Consider the following 19,567-nt stretch of genomic DNA (forward strand, 5'->3'; position numbering starts at 1 on the left):
ATTACATTTTGGGGAAGGTTTCTCCTTCTTCAAGCTTTTTATAGAAGAAAACTTATTTAAGTAGAAGAGGTAGGTATATATGAAATTAGAGAAAAATTTAATCATAACAATTATTTCTGTATTTATTTTAGGAGTAGTTTCGACTTTGGTATATCAAGCTTCCACCGGTAATAACAAAGGGAACTCAATAAAGAGCGAAAATGTCGCTTCTGTATCAAAAGAAGTAAAAGAAAATGAAAAGAATAAAAAGATGGTAGTTGATTTCTATAATGAAGTTTTTAACAAACATAATATCGATATTATCCCTAAATATGTTAGCGAAGATTATAAGCAACATAATCCTTTTGTTGCTGATGGACGAAAAGCCTTCATGGATTTCTTTAAGGAGGATTTTGTTAAAAATCCTAATTCCTCTGCAGAGATTAAACGTGTAGTAGCTGAAGGGGATACAGTTGCTCTTCATGTACATTCTCGTACTAATTCTCAAGATAAGGGAGTTGCTATAGTCGATATATTTCGTATCAAGGATGGAAAGATTGTCGAACACTGGGATGTAATTCAAGAGATTCCAAGTGAAGCAGTTAATGATAATACGATGTTTTAGGTAGAAGGATATATAAAAATTCAGATTTATAATAAAAAACTCCATTTTGATTAACCTTTTTTCAAAATGGAGTTTTTTTATTTTCCATATAAAATTAATAATACCCTTGATGTATGAGTCATATCATAGTAAAAACTCTTCTATAGGCAAGAAGAGTTTTTTAGTAAGTCTATAGCATTCTGGGAGAAATTAATGTTTTTATTATTAATAATGAAAAATAATTAGGATAAGAAGGGGAAAATAGCATGAAAATGAAAGTAATGAATTTAACAGGTTCAGTACTTGCAGCAACAAATGTTACGGGCAGATACAACTTTTAAAGATGTTCTTACTGATCATCATTTGGTCATATAAAGCATAAAAGAGAAAAATATCGTAGCAGGTTATAGAAATCGCATATATGGTTTCGGTGATAGTATTATACGTGGTTAAGTTGCTAGATTACTTTATCATTTTAGCCAAGATGGTTTTTAAAACATAATCAGTACGATTAAATGGGAGATATGAGTCATTGCTTATCGATGGTAAAGTAGACGTATATAATTTAAAAGGAAACCCATGCAACAATATAAATAATAATTTGTATGTGAACGTAAAAAATACCAAGATGGCCCTGAAGGGGAGGGGGGCTTGGTGTTTTTTAGCTAATATCACGATTTTTAAGGAATTTTCATATTCTGTTAACCGCACTAATATCAAGTTTTTTAATTCAATCGTTTCAATTTCGCAAGTGTATTCTTTATCTCTTTATCTTCCACATATCAGTGGGTAATCTTTGTATAATCTGATCTTATCTCTAAATCACAACTGTTACCCCAGTACCATCAAGTTAAAGTTTCATTTTATTTTGCTAACTTGATGGTGATGTGACGTAACCTTAATTATTTGGAAATTTAAAAAAGTCCCCTTAGTCATGTTAAAGGGACCTTGATCACGCAAATGATCTGTAAATCAATTCATTTTTGATAGACAGATCATTTGTATGATAATTTTTGTAAATAATTGCTGAATAGTGAATTTACATAAATGCTTTTAGAAGTTCTTGAATTAATGGGATTGCTCCACCTATAAATTTTAAAACTGCCATTGCGATTTCCATATTATTCTCTCCTCTTTTTTCGTATTAAGATGTGATAAATCTTTATAACTTCATTATAGTAAGCGTTTACAATTATAACAATACATTTCCGTATGCAATATTGCATATTTATACATTAGATCTCTATTATTCATTTTTTAATGGTACTATAGCGAGGTGAGAGTCTTTAAGGGTTCTCCTTAATAGGAGGAAATATGGAAAGAGTGCAAGCGATTTACAGTAATCAAAAATTTAAGAGTTGGGTTAAACAGGTATTAGCTGTAGGAGGAGTAATAGGGTGCTGTTATTTGGTGTTATATGTTTTCTGTTTCTTAGTTATCATGTAAATATTATACAACGAAACTAGTAGAGTCTTACCTAGAGAGGTAAGGCTCTTTTATTGTAAGTACCTGGAGATGAGCAAACTACATACAATATCTATCAGGTTTTTCAGATCACTTTGTATGGTTCCTTGTTTAGAACACTAATTCCTATCATTGAAACTAAATAAACTTCTATTTAAAAGTTTCAATTTATATTGAAAACAGAATTCTATTGATAAAAAATATGTTTTTACTAGATACATATTAAAAAGACAAGTATAAATTATATTAGATTTTGGCAAAGTCTTTTTGACTTGGAAAAGGATTTAAATCTTACTTATAGATTTGATTCCTTTTTACATACTATAATCCTTATATTGCTACGTAAACATAATACAGTAATAATGATTTAAAAGCAAGAATTTTAGTAGCGGTACGTTCACACATTCATCAACTTAAGATTTTAAAGTAGCTCTTAAACAAAAAGCTTCTTTTTTTAATTGATTCATAGTAAACAAGAAAGGTTGGCAAATTAACAACTAAAGAGATTTCTTCAGGTAAGCTAATAAGTAATCTATCAAAAGGTCCTTTACAAAATTTATACATAAGTCAATTATAAGATCATGTAAATTTAAAGTTATGTAAATATTATACATTTTTGTAAAAGACATTCATTGACACTTGTGTATATAAGTAACTATACTCGTTACATCAAATTGAATGTGTGATAATACGATTTTATTATTATTACAAACATGTAAATATAAAAATAGAAAATCCCAATTTGATAAATACAATGGTAGAGGTGTTTATTTTAATGAAGCACAAATTAATTGCAACAGGTATCCTTGCAGGATCTATATTATCCTATTCTTCTAATATTTTAGCAGATACTCATAAATTCCCTGATGTTCCTGTATGGGCTGATAAATCTGTTAATTATTTAGTTGATAAACAGGTATTGAATGGTTATCCAGATGGAACTTTTGGTTCAAATGACTCATTAGACAGAGCTTCGGCTACAAAAATTATGACAAAAGTTTTAGGGATACAAATTGATCCTAATGCAAAACCATCTTTTACAGATTCACAAAACCACTGGGCTACTCCTTATATTGCTGCTGCTGAAAGAGCTGGTATTGTTAAAGGGGAAGGTAATGGAATCTTCAATCCATCCGGAAAAGTAACTCGCGCTGCTATGGCTACGATGCTAGTAAATGCATATAAACTACAAAACACACTAAATTATAACGAGCAGGTTAGATTTGAAGATTTAAAAGGGCATTGGGGAGAAAAATATGCCAATATTTTAATAGATTTAAAAATTTCTAATGGTACCGAGAACGGTTGGCAACCAAATAGATTTATAACACGTGCTGAAGCTGCTCAACTTACTGCAAAAACAGACATGTTACAACAGAATTTAAACGATGAAAAAGAGATTATTACTGCTACTTCATATGAAGATTTAAATTTAACAGTGGCTTCGAAAATTACAGCTCAAGAGATTGATAGTTTTATTGCGAAATATCATTCGGATAGTCCTTTAGTTGGACATGGGCAAGATTTTATCAATGCGCAAAATCAATATGGCGTGAGTGCTCATTATTTAGCAGCGCATGCGATTTTAGAATCTGGATACGGAAAATCAGAAATCGCATATCAAAAACATAATCTATTCGGTCTACGTGCATATGATGGAGATCCGTTTAAATATGCGAAATATTTACCAAGCTACGGCGATAGCATTGCTTATAACGCTAATTATGTACGAGAAAGATATTTAGAAGAAAGTGGTATGTATTATAACGGGCCAACATTAACTGGCATGAACGTGAAATATGCATCAGATAAAGGTTGGGCTAAGAAAATTGCGGGTATTATGGAACGTATTAAACCGTTTCGTGTAGAAGACTATACATATGCAAAAAAATTACCAAAGAATCCTGAAACATTAGATGTCGACGCGTTATCTAATGAAATTCCATATAAAGTGTATGCAGACGGTTCAAGCTCAAATGTTGTATCATCAGCTACTTACTATCAGGTACCTTATCCATTTAATTTAAAAATTAAAAGTAGACCAGATGTAGCTGTCGAGGAGAATAAAGTTGGTACAGTAACTTCTGGAACAACCATCTTTATTTATCGTGAAGATCCAAATGGATGGGTAGAATTCTCTTTTGAAGCGAATGGAGAAAAATACTGGACATTAAAAAGTAAATTAAGTATGTAATTAAAAAGATCTATTTCACTACTTTTAATCGATTAGATTATAATCTCATATAATTGAGAGACAATTTTTTTACTTTCTTAAAATAAAGTTATGTATACAAGAAAAGTTAGAGGATTATTTTCTCTAACTTTTCTTCGCTAGTATTTGAAATTAAAAAGATGGTGGAGTTACTCCAAATATAACAGTGACCTTGTTTAAAGAAGTGTTTTCCCATTTATGCTTTGCATAAGGTGGGATTTTAACACTATCACCTGTATTGAGAAATAAGACCTCATCATTTAGATATAGTTTTACTTGTCCTTCCATAATAAATGCTATTTCTTCCCCTTTATGTGCCACAGGCTCCATAGATGAAGCAGTTTGAGGTAACAGATTCATTAAAGCCAATTCTAGTGATCCATCTAAATTAGGAGATAATAGCTCATACGAAACATTGCCGCTTTCAGGAAAAGTTATTTTTTTTCTTTGGTTAGCTCTTACAACTAATTCTTCTGTATTGGTATCCTCTAAGAAAAAATTAAACAATGGAATGTTTAATGCTACAGAAATTAATTTTAGTGTTTGTAATGATGGATTTGTGATTCCTTTCTCAATTTGACTTAACATGGAAGGTGTTATATCAGCTAACTCTGCTAACCGTTTACTGGTTAATCCGGCACCTTTTCTAAATGCCATAATTTTTTGACCAACATTAATATTGTTCATATATGTAATCCCCTTTAAATAAGTAAATAAAATTAAATTTTAGTTAATTTTATTTACTTATACTTAATATATTGTTAATATATACTTAATTATAATAAAGTATGGTTAATTTTAAAACATCATATGTACATATGTCAGCAGCTGCTTCTCGTTTGAATAATACATATGCAAATAAAAGTTGCTGAATCTCATCCTCTATTTGTATATCTACCATGTGGAGTAGGATATGGTGATGTTTATTGTATGAAGATCATGTACATGTATTTTTTGCTGGAATTACCCATTCTCCGTATATGCTATTAGGTATGATGACCGGATTATATGATGGTATTCCCATACAAGATTCTGAATGAAAAGAATTCTAATAAGTAAAGAACAACTTAAGAGTAAACATCAATGCTGTATTATAAAATTTTTAAGGAAGTGAAAATATTATGAAATCAGCTTTAAATAGTATTATGATCTCCTCGATTCTTGCAGTAGGAGGGATCATTGCGCTTTTGTTTAATTTAATGGGGGATCAAGATTGGGTCTTGAATTGGGTAGGGGTATTGCTGGCATATCTATCTTTGAGTATTTTAATAGATTTATATAATAAAACCGTGAATTATAAAACATTTCCTAAAATACTAAAAAGAACTTTGTTTATTTCCTTTAATGTTACAGTATTAGGAATAATAATAGGGATAACATACCAACTATTAGGAAAGTGGAATCTTACTATAATGATGTATTATTGGTTGATAATATTATTACTACATTTAATTACTGTAATAACATTGGTCATTCTGGTATTTGTAAATCGAAATGGTAAAAATTATAGCTTACTATATAAATTTATTATACTTTTAAACATTTTCCTTACCTTAGGACCAGTATTATATCCTGTGGTTCTAACTATTATAGGAAATGGCATGAATGCCAGTGCAGGCCACTACTTTTCACCTAAATAGATTATTAAAACGATTAGTCCAAAAGTGAGTTTGGTTAAGCTAATGACTCTATAAGCAAATAGAATAATAAAAATAACAACATAAATTGGGATAATAAGATAGGAAGAGAATTATAACATGAAAATTAAGCTTAAGAAAAAGAGAATTATAAGTGTATTGTTGGCTATTACATTAGTAGCAATAGGGTATTACATGTTTCAATCTATTACGAATCCTAAGCTGGTAAATGCGAAAGAGGCAAATAGTGTTCAACAAGTGAGCAGTCTACCTAAAAATGAATTGAAAAAATCCATACCTAATCGTTTTGATGGTAAAGAAAGAAAAGTTGCATATTTAACTTTTGATGATGGACCAGGAAAATATACAGCTAATTTATTAGATGTATTAAAGAAAAATGATGTGAAAGCAACATTCTTTTTAATTGGCGATAATGTGAAAAGGTTCCCGGATTTAGTGAAACGAGAGCATGTAGAGAACCATTATGTGGGTATGCATAGTATGACACATAATTTTAAAAAGTTATACACCAATCAGGAATATGTGAAGGAAATGAAAGAGGATCAATCTTTAATTAGAAATGTTATTGGAAACTCTCCGAAATTAACACGCCCACCATATGGATCAATGCCTGGATTAAATGAATCACTTCGAAATGAAGTGGTCGGAAATAATTTAAAAGTATGGGATTGGACAATTGACTCTCTAGATTGGAAATATAATAAACTACCTGTGGATGTAGCGGCCGCAAAAATTGTTCAAAATGTTTTAGCAGGTGCGACGTCTTCAAAGGAAATTGTTTTAATGCACGATATTCATCCACAATCTGTTGCGGCAGTTCCAGCAATTATAAAAGGATTAAGAGAAAAAGGGTATGAATTTGAAGCTTATGATGAGAATAATCATTTTTCAATAAACTTCTGGCATGATAATCGTATATAAAAAGATATGTATTAGTTAAAAGAAAATCAGAATGGAATAAGCAATTCATATAGGGTTTAAATATTTGTAAGAGCGTGTTTAGATAGATAAAAACACGCTCTTTTTACTAGACTATTTTTTATTGTAGATTAAAGTATAGACTTTCTTATTTTAGAAAACTTTATAAGATTTTCTCATTCATTCCTACATAAACGTTGGATATTTCGCATGTTTGTCTAGAGTGAAAAGAGCTCATAAAAAACCGCCATTATTCACATTCTTCTTCATATATTTGTACCACAATTATTTTGTTTATGTGGTTAAAACTAGTTTTTAAGAAGCATATGCTTTAGTAACTGCAGAAATTCTTTATCACTTTTATCATCTTTTATATAATCCTGTTCGTAGTTGAAAATCATTCGTACTAACATAAAAGCTGTTAGTGGTAATGGTACCTTATGCAAGGCTCCTTGCTGATAACCTTTTTCGAGCAAATTACTTATCATTTTAATTGCTTCTTCTTCAGATTTTTTAAAACAAGCTGTAATTTCAGGTGAATGGTACTCTTTATATTCTTGAAAGAGTGTAGAAACAAACGGATCTTGATGATATTCTAGGCTGATATAATGAAGGATTTTTTGTATTCGAAGTAAAACATCTTTTTCCTCTTTATATAAATTAAATAGTTGTGAACGTATAAGCTGAATATGACGCATATAGCAGTCACATAATATTTCAGTTTTATCTGTATAGTAATAATAAATAGTACCTTTACCAACTTTAGCTTTCTTTGCAATTTCATCAACCGTTGTGCTACGGACACCACGCGTAGAGAACAGTATTGTGGCAGATTGAATGATTTTCATTTTTTTATTTTCTTTTTCTAATTTGATCATTGTCTACACCCTATCTTTGAAATATTTAGCGATGTTTTCTTTCATTACATTCTGTATTAGTTCATTTTTAATTTTGTAACTCCTAATAGAAAGTCCTCTATTTGCTTCTTATAGAATAACATACACCAGTCTGATTTCTAGCATATAACTATAATAGAATGTAACTTTATAACTTAGTAATAAAGTTGAAAGTTTGAGGTAATAATTTTTTAATCGGACGATGAGAATTTAAGTGAAAGGGGACAGTGATTTCTTTCTTGATTAAATTATTTGATTTTTTATTCAATTCATTTTATTATATAAACATGACTAAAAGGTGTTTTTAGTCGGATTTTTTTACGGAAAACCGACTGATATTTGATTTTAGTCGGTTTCTATACTATTTGAGAGAAGGTAGACACTATGTGTGGAATTGCAGGGTGGATAGACTGGTCTAAAGACCTGTCTCATGAACAAGAAACGTTAAAAAAAATGACAGATGCTATCATTCACCGAGGACCAGATGCAGAGGGGCATTGGTTTTCAAAACGAGCGGCATTAGGTCATCGACGTCTCATCGTCATTGATCCTGAAGGTGGCCTTCAACCTATGCTGTATAAAGATGGAAATGATACGATTGGCCTTACGTTCAATGGAGAAATTTATAACTATCAAGAATTACGTAAAGAACTTGAGGAGAAAGGTCATGAATTTCAGACCAAGTCAGATACAGAGGTATTACTACATGCTTACTTAGAGTGGCGAGAAGATTGTGTTCAACACTTAAATGGGATTTTTGCTTTTGGTATTTGGGATGAAAGATTTGGGAAATTGATGCTTGGTCGTGACCATTTAGGCGTGAAGCCTTTATTTTTCGCTCAAAGGGGAGGCGCAATTCTCTTTGGTTCAGAGTTAAAAGTTTTACTTTCGCATCCACTTGTAGATGCTGAGGTAGATAAAGAAGGACTTTCTGAAATATTCTGCCTTGGACCAACACGTACTCCTGGTCATGCTATTTTCAAGGATATACATGAAGTGCGTGCTGGTCATTATATGACGTTTACCTCTAATGGCTCGACTACGACACAGTATTGGAAACTTGAAAGTAAAAAACATATAGATGATATCGATACAACAGTCGAGACAATCCGCTCCATTTTACAAGATACGGTTAAACGTCAGTTAATTGCTGATAAACCAGTGGTATCTATGCTTTCCGGAGGTTTAGATTCCAGTGGTTTAACAGGTTTAGCAGGAAATGAATTTGGGAATAAAGGGGAACGTCTTCATACATATTCCCTGAATTTCATCAATGATGAAAAAGACTTTGAGCAAGACTTCCTTCGTTTTGATCGTGATGAACCTTGGGTGAAACGTGTGGCTGAATATGTAGGAACAAAGCATCATTCTATAGAGTTAGGATCAGATAGTTTAATAGAGTATTTATTAACTCCAATGCGAGCGCGTGATCTACCTGGAGTTGGAGAACTAGAAACGTCTCTTTATTTGTTATTTAAGGAAATGAAAAAAGATGCAACAGTTGCACTTTCAGGCGAATCCGCAGATGAAGTATTCTCAGGATATCCATGGTTCCATCAAGAGAAGTTTCTAGATGCAGAGATATTCCCTTGGAGTGTTAATTTATGGTATAGTACAGAAATTTTATCTGAGGATTTTAAAGCGAAGATTAGCCCTGAAAAATATCAAAAACAAAAATTTGAAGATGCAGTTGCTGAGGTTCCCTTCTTAGAAGGTGAAAGTGATCTGCAAATGAAGCAACGTCAAATGTCTTACATGTTTATTACACGTTTCTTGCCATTTATGCTTGAACGAAAAGATCGCACAAGTATGATGAATGGCTTTGAAGTACGAGTTCCATTTTGCGATTACCGGCTTGTAGAATACCTATGGAATGTCCCATTCGAAATGAAAAGCATAGACAATATTGAAAAAGGTATTTTACGTAGAGCTTTTGAAAATGTACTTCCAGAGGATGTACGTTATCGCAAAAAAAGTGCATATCCAAGCACTAAGGATGCCTCATATCTACAAGGTATTAGTGATTGGATGTTACATGTGTTGAACAATCCTGAATCACCTATTTTGCCATTAATTAATGTAGAAAGAGTTCGTGCTATTGCAGAAGGAAAAGACGAAGTAATTTCAGGTAATGATGCACGAGGTATAATAGATTATTTACTTCAAGTTAATAGTTGGCTTCAGGAATATAATATTAAATTAGTATGATAGATGTAATTTTCAAATAAAGAGAATAGCTGAAACATCAATGACCTAAGTGAACCGCACCTCCAATTTATTAGATAGTTATCTAATAATTGGAGATGCGTTTTTATTATTTTGACTTGTAATAACGCTAACCCTTTAATAAATAGGTAGGTATTTATGGTTGCCTTTCTATTTTTTAGAATTGTTTTAGTGAATCAAAATTTCAATTCTGTATACATCTTTTGTACTAGTAGACCTAAGTCTAAAAGTATGTACAATTACACCATTTGACTAATGGGTAAACTTTACAAACTGTTATATACTAGTATTGTGTCTTGCCTTTTTAGGTGCAGTACACAGCCGGTGATTGGCTAGTGGATATCCTTCCATTTTGCCAGTGCCGGTTTTTTGTTAGATAATAGAGAAAATGAAGTTTTTATAAGGAAAGAAGGGGTTGTTTTGAAAGATGTAAATTCTATCTTTATGAGAGAAAAGATTGCTAGTTCTTATCTTTATTTTATTTCTTTTCTTGGTTTGGTTACTATAACTATCTCTTTACTTGAAATTAAAATCCCTTCTCATCCAACAATACTAATATTATTGTTACTATTTATGGGGATTGCAGAGTATTTTCCTGTAAGATTTTGGAGAGGAACTAGCTCGCTTACCTTTCCGATAATTTACGCTATGAGTTGGCAGTTTGGAATCCATATAACTATTGTTGCTATTGTACTCGTCACGCTAATTATTCACCTGTATCGTCGTTCACCGATACAAAGAATGTTATTTAATAGTACTCAACATGCACTTAGTTTGATTTTTGCCCAATGGTTTTCAAACAAATGTATGTTCTTATTAATTAATAAGATAGAAATGTCAGTTCTGTATGAAAATTTAATATCTTTGTTATTATTTTGCGTGTTTTTTTGTTTTTTCAACAACCGCTTTTACGATTTGTTAATGATACTTCTTCCGCAGCCATATTCAATTTATCAATGGTATAAAAAAACTATTACGGTATTTCTTTGCGAAACTTTTGGTTTCTCTTATACGGCACTGATGCATGTACTAATTAGTACATATAGTGTGGAAGTAAACGAGGTTACAGTACTGTTTTTCTTTTTTCCACTTGTAGCAACTTCCGTTATTAGTTCTTTTTCTGTACGGATAAGGATGGAGAAAGAACGATTATATGAGTTATTTCTTATTACGACCGAAATTAGTCGAGGATTAACCGAAGGAAACTTGAAGCATATTAAACAAGCACTTAAAGGTTTTTTTGGCATACAAGCATATGCAATATGGACAAAAGATGATGGAAACTGGAATATTCTATTAAAAGATGGGAAAGTTCGTGCTGATATTTCTGATCATTTAGAAAATTACGATACGTTTGAGGGACTTTCTAAAAATCTTGTATTTAATGATTGGAAAATTGGTACGGCTCCTGGAGATGAAATATTTGAAAGTGTCATACGCTCACTTGTATATTTTCCTCTTATTGTTAATGATGAACTAGTCGGAATGTTTGTTGCAGGGAAAAGCAGAAATGCGGGCTTCTTTCCAGAAGATGTACAGTCGTTAGCTACATTTTCTAACCAATTAGCTAACGTAGTTAAAACAAGGATATTAATTTCTGAACAGGAAAAAAGAATGATTTTAGAAGAAAGAAATAGAATCGCCCGAGAAATTCATGATGGTATTGCACAAACATTAGCCGGGGTAATATTCCAACTAGAATCCGCGCAGAAAAAATACCGAGATAAACCAATTGATATGCAGCAAGTAGTGGAGAAAAGCATAAAAGATTTAAGAGGAAGCCTAGGAGAAGTTCGCTATTCTATTTATGCTTTAAAACCATATCCGACACAACAATTAGGCCTTAAGCAGGCGATAGCAAGTAAAATAAAATCTTTAAAACAAGAATATGGACTAGATATTACATATCATGAAAGGGGTCATGCACGTGCGCTTAGTTTTTCAAAAGAAAGGGTTATTTTTGATACATTACAAGAGAGTTTGCAAAACATTGTAAAACATGCGCAAGCAAAAAAGGCTGATGTTTTACTCAGTTATCAAAGTGAGCACGTGCTTTTAAGAGTTAAGGATAATGGAGTTGGCTTTTCACTATTTGAGTCTATGGTTAAAACAAAGAATGAGCCACATTATGGTATATTACATATGAATGAACAAGCTGACCAATTAGGGGCTACTTTACAGATTGATAGTTCTGTAGGGAAAGGAACAGAAATTACACTGTTAATTCCAGATTCACAAACAAGGGGTGCGTAAAATGATTAAAATATTAGTAGTAGATGATCATGCTTTTTTACGGGATGCAATTCGAAGCATACTAGAGGATGAATCTGATATGAAAGTGGTTGGAGAAGCTAGCTCTGGGGATGGAGTATTGGGAAAAGTAGAAGAATGCAGACCAGATTGTATTCTGATGGATATTAACCTTCCAGGGAAAAATGGGATTGAAGCTACAGAATTAGTGAAAAAAAAATATCCGAATTGCCGAGTACTTGTGTTTACAATGTATGAGCATGATGAGTATTTAATGGATGCACTTCAGGCTGGTGCTGATGGTTATTTATTAAAAGATTCATCATCAGAGCAGGTAGTAGCAGCAATTCGAATGTTATATCGAGGCGATTCCGTAATTCATCCGCGTATGACAAAAAAATTAATTACATATCATCAGCAAAAAATGAAAGTAGAATCAAATGAAAATGAACTGACGGAACGTGAAAAGGAAATTCTCTTTGAATTAGTAAAAGGACTTAGTAATAAAGAAATTGCTGAAGTTCTATATATTAGTGATAAAACAGTTAAAATTCACATCAATAAAATTTTTAAAAAACTAAATGTCAAAAGTCGATCGCAAGCAGTGATTTATGCAGTTCGAAATCAATTGGTTCCGTTGGATTAAATAAGAGATCTTTCAAAGAACTATCATGTTGCTTTATTCTGTATTACAAAGAATAGAGGACAAGATAGTTCTTTTGTACTATGTAGGCATAGAATTCTTAGAGAAAAGATACTCCTTTTGTTTAATTTTCAGAATAATCAAAACGTGAAATAATAAAAATAGAATTACATTTTAATCTTGTTAATAATTCATTTTGTGAAAATCCTTTGTTGAAAATAAATGATGGGGGGCTCTTATAGAAAGAGAAAAGTGAGTGATTAGCTATATGAGGTATAGTGTTGGAAATCTTTCATGATACAAAAGATTAAGATTAATAGAGTTTCCAATGCTAAATGGGAAGTTAAGAATCAATTTGTTTCAAAAAATAATAGTAATAATGGGGAGATGCAATATGAAACGAGGGAAATTTGGAAAGATTCTTATTGGAACGTTAACAGCTGGAATGTTATTGTCTCAAGGAATTCCATATAACGTATTAGCGGAAGAGGTAAATACATCTACTTTAACTGGAATTGATGATGCAAATGCTATCTTGAAAGACCTGACAAAGGAACAACGTAATGCCTTAAAAACGTTAGATACAAAACCAGGTTTTATTATTTCGCCAGGTATTAATACAGCAAGTCCTAATAATGTGAATGTGATTATAGAGTTTAAGCAAGCACCTAGCAAAATCGAGGTATTAAAACAAGCGGCTAAAGGGAAAAAGGTAGCTCTTTCAAATGCGGAACAAAAGGTAGAGGCATCACATAAAGGGTTTAAAGCAGAGCTTGAACAGCTTCAAAAGAATAAAGAGAAAGGAACAAATTTAAAATCTGCAAAAATAACAAGAGAATATAAGAATGCCTTTAATGGTGTAGCGATTTCGTTACCTGCGAACATGATTGAAGACTTAGTTCGTACCGGTATCGTTAAGCGCGTATGGGAAGATCATGAGGTTAAAATTGATTTGCCGAAAGAAACAGCTAAGACTGCTGTTGAACCAAAAATGGCAGATAGTGTACCGCAAATTGGTGTGGACAAGCTGCATGATGAAAAAATAACAGGTAAAGGAATTAAGGTAGGTGTACTGGACACAGGTATTGATTACAACCACCCGGATTTGAAAGCTGCATATAAAGGATATCGTGCAAAGCAAGGTGAAGATCCAAGCAAAATAGATCCGAACTCAATAAAAGGATGGGACTTTGTTAATAATGATGCTGATCCAATGGAGACAACGTATAAGGATTGGCAAAATTCTGGAGGATATCCTGAGATTTATGAGGGGAGTGCATATTATACATCCCATGGTACGCATGTAGCTGGGACAATTTCTGCAGACAAACAGAATAGTGTGGATTATGCAGTGAAGGGTGTTGCTCCAGATGTAGATTTATATTCATATCGCGTATTAGGTCCATATGGAAGTGGACAAACAAGCGGTATTCTTGCTGCGATTGATAAAGCGGTGAAAGACGATATGGATGTTATCAATTTATCACTAGGAGCGTCTATTAATGATCCTTTATATCCTACTTCTGTCGCAGTGAACAATGCGATGTTAGCTGGTGTTGTTACAGTAGTAGCAGCAGGTAATAGTGGTCCGGAAGAAGGTACCATTGGATCACCTAGTGCAGCGGCACTTCCAATTACAGTTGGAGCCAGTGATGCTGCAATGACGATCCCAACGTTTTCTATCGATGCAGGTGATTTACATGTGGATAAGATGATGCTACTTGGAAAAAGCTTTACTGATAAGATTGAAGATTTGAAAGGTCAATCCGTATCAGTTGTATATGCAGGGCTCGGAAAATCAAATGATTTTACAGGAAAAGATGTAAAAGGAAAATTAGCTCTTATCCAACGCGGTGAGATTACATTTGATGAAAAAATTAAGCATGCTAAGGAAGCAGGCGCAAAAGCGGTAATCGTATATAACAATGTAGATGGTGAAATTACAAGTTATCTTGGGGAAAGTACTTCGTCTATTCCATCGTTCCGCTTAACAAAAGTAGATGGTGAGAAATTACAAGCAAAAGCTGTACAAGGAGATGTGTCGTTAGCGTTTGGAGAACTAAGTAATATAAAAACAGAGGGAGATCACTTAGCTGATTTTAGCTCCCGCGGTCCTGCAACTAAGACAGATGATATTAAGCCAGATATTGTAGCACCAGGTGTGTCTATTTTCTCAACTGTTCCTGAATATATTAATGATCCAAAAGATGGAGAGAATTATCCGGTAGCGTATGGACGTATGTCAGGTACCTCTATGGCAACTCCTCATACTGCAGGGGTAGCGGCACTTATTTTACAAGAACATCCAAAATATAGTCCATTTGAAGTAAAAGAAGCACTCATGAATACCGCAGTTGATTTAAAGGAAGAGCGTTCTGTATTTGAGGTGGGCTCAGGGCGAATTGATGCATATCGTGCAGTTCATGCAGATACATCTATCGAGGTTGTTGATAAAACATCAAACGTTGTAGGTGATGAAGAAGTAGAAATTGAAGAAAAAACAGGTTCTATTGCATTTGGGTATAAAAATCAAATTGAAAATGGGCCTATTAAAGATAGTCGAAAAGTTTTAATTAAGAACAGCAGTAAAACAGATGGAAAAGAGTTTAAATTAGAGGTAGAATTTTCACCTACAAGTGTAGGTGTGCAAGATGCAGCGAAGAATGGTGTGAAGCTAAACGTACCAGATTCTATTAAAGTAGCTCCTGGTGCATCAGAGGAAATTAGCCCTGAAATTATCATTCCAGAAAACGCTGAATTTGGTAGATATGAGGGCTATATTCATATTTTAAATAAAAACAATGGAAAAGAAGTATATCAAGTACCATTTGCAGTTAAATTCACAGAAAAAGGGATTGCGTCTGTAGATTTACTGAGAGATGCAATGGCAACAGATGCTTCAAAATTCCATCCATTTATGGAAAGACCAAGTTCGCCGTTGACATTTAAATTAAATAGTCCTCTTGAAACCATTGATGCAGTTGTGAAGGACCGAAAGACAGGGAAGGCACTAGGAGTCGTTGGTACACTTAATGCAAGTAGTCTAACACCGAATGTTGAATATATGATGTTTTCTGGTATGGGAGGGTATGTACTTCCATTCACAGGAGATCCAGCTCATCCAATTGCGGATAAACCTGTTATGTTGCCTGATGGAGATTACGAATTGAACTTCGTTGGATATGATAAAGAAGGAAAATCTTATACAAAAGGCGATAGCATTATCATTGATAATGTAATACCTGAAATGAAATTTAAGGATGTACAACCTGGTATACACGAAGTCAATGATTCTATGTTTAAAGAAGAAGACGGCCAGCGTGCATTATGGGTGCATGGTAATATTTATGATTCTACAGTAGATGCATTAAAGGCAAAAGGCTTGCAATATGATCAAAAAGCGAATCAAATTGTATATTATCAAAACTCAGCCTTCCCATCAGGTTGGTTGAATACAATTCAAGCAAATGGTGATTTTAAATTTGGAGTACTTCCAGAGGAAATAAATGAACCATTAAATTTAAAATTATTTGGATATGATCTTGCAACTGCAGGGAATATGGCAACTGGATATAAAGATTACGTCTTTGTAAAAGAAGGGACAGAATACGCTGTTCCAAGTTATGACAAAGATAAAATCAAATTAGGAGAGAAAATTACGTTAACTTTGAATCTTAATAATGTAAAACAGCTTATGTCAGGTACATTTGAAATTCCTTATTACAAGCAGCTATTTAAATTTACAGATGTGAAACCAAATCCAGCACTTACGGAATATGTAAAACAACATGGACTGAACCTTAAATTAGAGGATCCGAAGATAAGTGAAGAAGGAGCTTGGGAAAACAAGGTGAAAGTTGGCGCATCATTGGAAGGAAAAGAATTTAAAGGATTAGATGGAGATACACCATTTTTAGATGTTACATTCGAGATGACGAACGATGAATACTTTAATGATTTAACTGCATTTGGAGTAGATAAGTTCTATTATACAAAAGCTGGTGCATCAGAGGGCATTGAGATTCCTGCGTTTAAAGATAAATCTTTTGCTATTGTTTCGAAACATTCAACGGTTACAGGATATATTGGCCCGGAAGCTTTCTTGAATGAAGAGGGATATTTAGGTAAGAAAGACTATACAACACTAGGAGCAAAAGTGTACGCAGTTGGCAAGGATGGAAAGAAATATACAGGAACGATTGATGATAACGGGCAATTTGAAATTCATAGTGTCCCAGTAAGCGATAAAGAATATGATATTTTCGTAGAAATGCCAGGTCATTTAAATAGTAAATTAGCAACAAAAATAGGAAAAATGCAGGATGGAGAATTAGTGGGACAAAACTTTAGAGCTGACATGGATGATAACCTTGCAGGTGATGTAAACGGCGATAAAATGGTGGATATTCAAGATGCTAGAATAGCAGCTTTATCGTATGGAAAAGGAAAAGTATCTGTAAAAGATGGAGATATAAATCAAGATGGTGTTGTAGATGAAACAGATATTCGTTTTATTGAGAAAAACTTCTTGAAAAAGGGTCCAGATGCCAAAGAAAATCAGAAACCGAAAGAAAATGTAGGGCCAGTGACGTTAGATAAAATCTTACGTTCTATCGGTTTAGAGCCCAAAAAATAAGTGGACAAACTTCTAGAGTAAATAAAGTAATCAGACAATGAATAGTAAATGAAATGAGATTGGCTAACAAATGACCGGTAATGATTTACGGTAACATTACCGGTCATTTTAAGAGTCATAGTCGTTTAGGTACATGAAGTAACTAGTTTAGAGTAAGTTCGCTTTCATTATGGGACAAGGTAGTTGCTTAATTATTATTGTTGTTTATGGGATGGAAATAAGGTTTGTAGTTTAAACTTTAAAAATAGGGGGATTTGTGAAATGAGTATGAAGAAAAAACTTGGTATGGGTGTTATAACTGCAGCGCTTGGCTTATCTTTAATTGGCGGGGGAACATATGCGTATTTTAGTGATAAGGAAGTATCACAAAACACATTTGCAGCGGGTACCTTAGATTTGAGTGTGAATCCTGAAGTTGTTATTAATGTCGACAATCTGAAACCAGGTGATGAAATGGAGCGTGGTTTTCAATTAGTTAACAAAGGAACCTTAGCAATAGAAGATGTGAAACTCCTGACAGATTACAGTGTAATCGATACGAAAGGAGATAATGGAAATGCTGATTTTGGTGATCATATCCGTGTTGATTTCTTGTGGAATTTGGATAAAAATGAGGTTCCAATTTGGTCTACTACATTATCTGAATTAAAGGTAGCTACGCAAAATGGAAGTATTCCTGATCTTGTACAAAAAGGTGTGGTAGACCGAGAAGGAAATGGACTTGCTCCTGGTGATGATGATACATTTTATGTAATGTTCACATTCGTAGATAGTAGGGAAGACCAAAATGTATTTCAGGGAGATGCATTGAAATTAAATTGGACTTTTAATTCCATGCAAGCAAGCGGTGAAGAAAAGTAAGTGTAATAATTTGTATACTATATGTGTGAGACATATCGTATACAAATGAAAAGAACTGTTTTGAAATGAAGGCGTTTATCCTCAATGGTAAAACTCCTTATAAAAATATGGGTGAAAAACTTGATGATGATTTCCCTTTTAAAACACATCGTAAAAATATTTTGCGATGTGTTTTGTTGTAAGTTGGAGAGTACAGAAATATTAAATGATTATCCAGCTTTTGAGATACTTTGAGGGAATTTAGCACCTTACGCTAGCTTAGCAGCTTTCCTGTCCCTTTTATCCCCAAGAAGACGTAATCCAGTTATGTATTGGAGAAACGGTGAAGAAATAGAATCCTTAATTGATATGGAATTTTTATCGTAATGTGGAAGAAAATCAGTTTTGGAAGGTGCTGAATTATATACCATATTCATTGACAAGGGAGAGAAAAGAAGTAAAAAGGGGGATATACTCATCACCATCAAGCTAAGATTTTAGAGGCCCCCATAACGAAAGTTTTATATCTTTACGGATATATATGAGAATTAAGCTTGTTTTTCCGTTTTGTTGAATAATAAATTACTTAACTTGATAGTGATTAGAAAAACCCCTATATTAAGGGGATTTTGTTTTTTTACATGACGAAATGCTTAAAACATAATATAAAATAAACCTGTTTGATTTTTATTCATGTTTAATCTTTATAAACATCCATTACCTTAAACGTTTGACAAACTAGCATTAAGTCTGGAGTAAAATTAAGTCCATATCGACTTAATTCCCAAGTGAAAAATTTAACGTGCTCACTATACCAATAATCATAACTTAAATCCCCTTCACCCTCAGATCTTGCAAAACTATTTGTTACTTCATTCATTTTTAGTAAATCGATTTTTGTATATTTTATAATTGCTAATGGGTTATTGTCTCCATCCAATACAATATCGTACTGACCAACTTTTTGAATTTCTTCCCCTTCAAGCTCATAAACACAATGTGCAGCGCATGTTCCTGTTTTGATTCCTTTAACAACTAAACCTCCTAATTCATCTCCCATTTCTTTGGAACCATCCCCAAACATCCATGCATCTGGAACACTCATGTTTAACTCATTATCTTTAGCATACATATACCAATATTCTTCTATCTTATTAACCGACATTAGTCACTTCCCTTCCCTGAGTGTTCGAACATTCCGAATTTAACGCGTAGCCTATTATCTGTCAATATTTTATAAG

The 19,567-nt window shown here is 33.0% G+C and carries 12 protein-coding genes and 3 pseudogenes; 11 read left to right on the forward strand and 4 right to left on the reverse strand.

Going from position 1 to position 19,567, the window contains the following annotated elements; all coding sequences use genetic code 11:
* The first annotated feature begins 79 nt into the window (after positions 1–79).
* Positions 80–604 (forward strand): nuclear transport factor 2 family protein, encoded by a 525-nt coding sequence (locus MHI26_RS12620; protein ID WP_086406691.1) that lies wholly within the window; start codon positions 80–82, stop codon positions 602–604.
* A 245-nt stretch (positions 605–849) separates the two neighbouring features.
* Positions 850–1,033: pseudogene (locus MHI26_RS31590) on the forward strand (S-layer homology domain-containing protein); the annotation flags it as partial.
* 589 nt (positions 1,034–1,622) lie between these two features.
* On the opposite strand, the pseudogene MHI26_RS12625 reads toward MHI26_RS31590, so the two are convergent.
* A pseudogene (locus MHI26_RS12625) lies at positions 1,623–1,809 on the reverse strand (hypothetical protein).
* A 1,013-nt stretch (positions 1,810–2,822) separates the two neighbouring features.
* On the opposite strand from MHI26_RS12625, the gene MHI26_RS12630 reads away from it, so the two are divergent.
* Positions 2,823–4,241, forward strand: coding sequence for an S-layer homology domain-containing protein (locus MHI26_RS12630; protein ID WP_061665740.1), 1,419 nt, complete (start codon positions 2,823–2,825; stop codon positions 4,239–4,241).
* A 150-nt stretch (positions 4,242–4,391) separates the two neighbouring features.
* On the opposite strand, the gene MHI26_RS12635 is transcribed toward MHI26_RS12630, so the two are convergent.
* On the reverse strand, positions 4,392–4,946 hold the full coding sequence (locus MHI26_RS12635) for a helix-turn-helix domain-containing protein (protein ID WP_061665741.1): 555 nt from the start codon (positions 4,944–4,946) through the stop codon (positions 4,392–4,394).
* A gap of 165 nt (positions 4,947–5,111) precedes the next feature.
* Between MHI26_RS12635 and MHI26_RS12640 the strand changes: the two are divergent.
* From MHI26_RS12640 to MHI26_RS12650, 3 genes and pseudogenes are all read left to right on the forward strand, one after another.
* Positions 5,112–5,290, forward strand: a pseudogene (locus MHI26_RS12640) (D-serine ammonia-lyase); the annotation flags it as partial.
* Positions 5,291–5,380: 90 nt separating this feature from the next.
* Positions 5,381–5,899: a DUF3902 family protein gene (locus MHI26_RS12645; protein ID WP_061665742.1), complete on the forward strand. Its 519-nt coding sequence runs from the start codon at positions 5,381–5,383 to the stop codon at positions 5,897–5,899.
* A gap of 117 nt (positions 5,900–6,016) precedes the next feature.
* The gene (locus MHI26_RS12650; RefSeq protein WP_061665743.1) at positions 6,017–6,838 is read left to right on the forward strand and encodes a peptidoglycan-N-acetylglucosamine deacetylase; all 822 of its coding nucleotides are present in this window, start codon (positions 6,017–6,019) and stop codon (positions 6,836–6,838) included.
* A 305-nt stretch (positions 6,839–7,143) separates the two neighbouring features.
* On the opposite strand, the gene MHI26_RS12655 is transcribed toward MHI26_RS12650, so the two are convergent.
* The gene (locus MHI26_RS12655; protein WP_000593072.1) at positions 7,144–7,713 is read right to left on the reverse strand and encodes a TetR/AcrR family transcriptional regulator; all 570 of its coding nucleotides are present in this window, start codon (positions 7,711–7,713) and stop codon (positions 7,144–7,146) included.
* Between the two features lie 402 nt (positions 7,714–8,115).
* On the opposite strand from MHI26_RS12655, the gene asnB reads away from it, so the two are divergent.
* The 5 genes from asnB to MHI26_RS12680 all read left to right on the forward strand — a co-directional run bounded on the left by asnB (position 8,116) and on the right by MHI26_RS12680 (position 18,347).
* On the forward strand, positions 8,116–9,939 hold the full coding sequence (gene asnB / locus MHI26_RS12660; protein ID WP_086413836.1) for an asparagine synthase (glutamine-hydrolyzing): 1,824 nt from the start codon (positions 8,116–8,118) through the stop codon (positions 9,937–9,939).
* Between the two features lie 438 nt (positions 9,940–10,377).
* Positions 10,378–12,210: a GAF domain-containing sensor histidine kinase gene (locus MHI26_RS12665; protein WP_061667577.1), complete on the forward strand. Its 1,833-nt coding sequence runs from the start codon at positions 10,378–10,380 to the stop codon at positions 12,208–12,210.
* Position 12,211: 1 nt separating this feature from the next.
* On the forward strand, positions 12,212–12,853 hold the full coding sequence (locus MHI26_RS12670; protein ID WP_000590675.1) for a response regulator: 642 nt from the start codon (positions 12,212–12,214) through the stop codon (positions 12,851–12,853).
* 391 nt (positions 12,854–13,244) lie between these two features.
* Positions 13,245–17,486, forward strand: coding sequence for a S8 family serine peptidase (locus MHI26_RS12675; protein ID WP_061667576.1), 4,242 nt, complete (start codon positions 13,245–13,247; stop codon positions 17,484–17,486).
* A gap of 261 nt (positions 17,487–17,747) precedes the next feature.
* Positions 17,748–18,347 (forward strand): TasA family protein, encoded by a 600-nt coding sequence (locus tag MHI26_RS12680; RefSeq protein ID WP_000061949.1) that lies wholly within the window; start codon positions 17,748–17,750, stop codon positions 18,345–18,347.
* 676 nt (positions 18,348–19,023) lie between these two features.
* Here the strand turns inward: MHI26_RS12680 and MHI26_RS12685 are convergent.
* On the reverse strand, positions 19,024–19,491 hold the full coding sequence (locus MHI26_RS12685; RefSeq protein WP_000115717.1) for an ASCH domain-containing protein: 468 nt from the start codon (positions 19,489–19,491) through the stop codon (positions 19,024–19,026).
* Positions 19,492–19,567 lie beyond the last annotated feature (76 nt).

This window comes from Bacillus sp. FSL K6-1218 (assembly GCF_038006445.1).
In the GTDB taxonomy this organism is placed as follows: domain Bacteria; phylum Bacillota; class Bacilli; order Bacillales; family Bacillaceae_G; genus Bacillus_A; species Bacillus_A thuringiensis_S.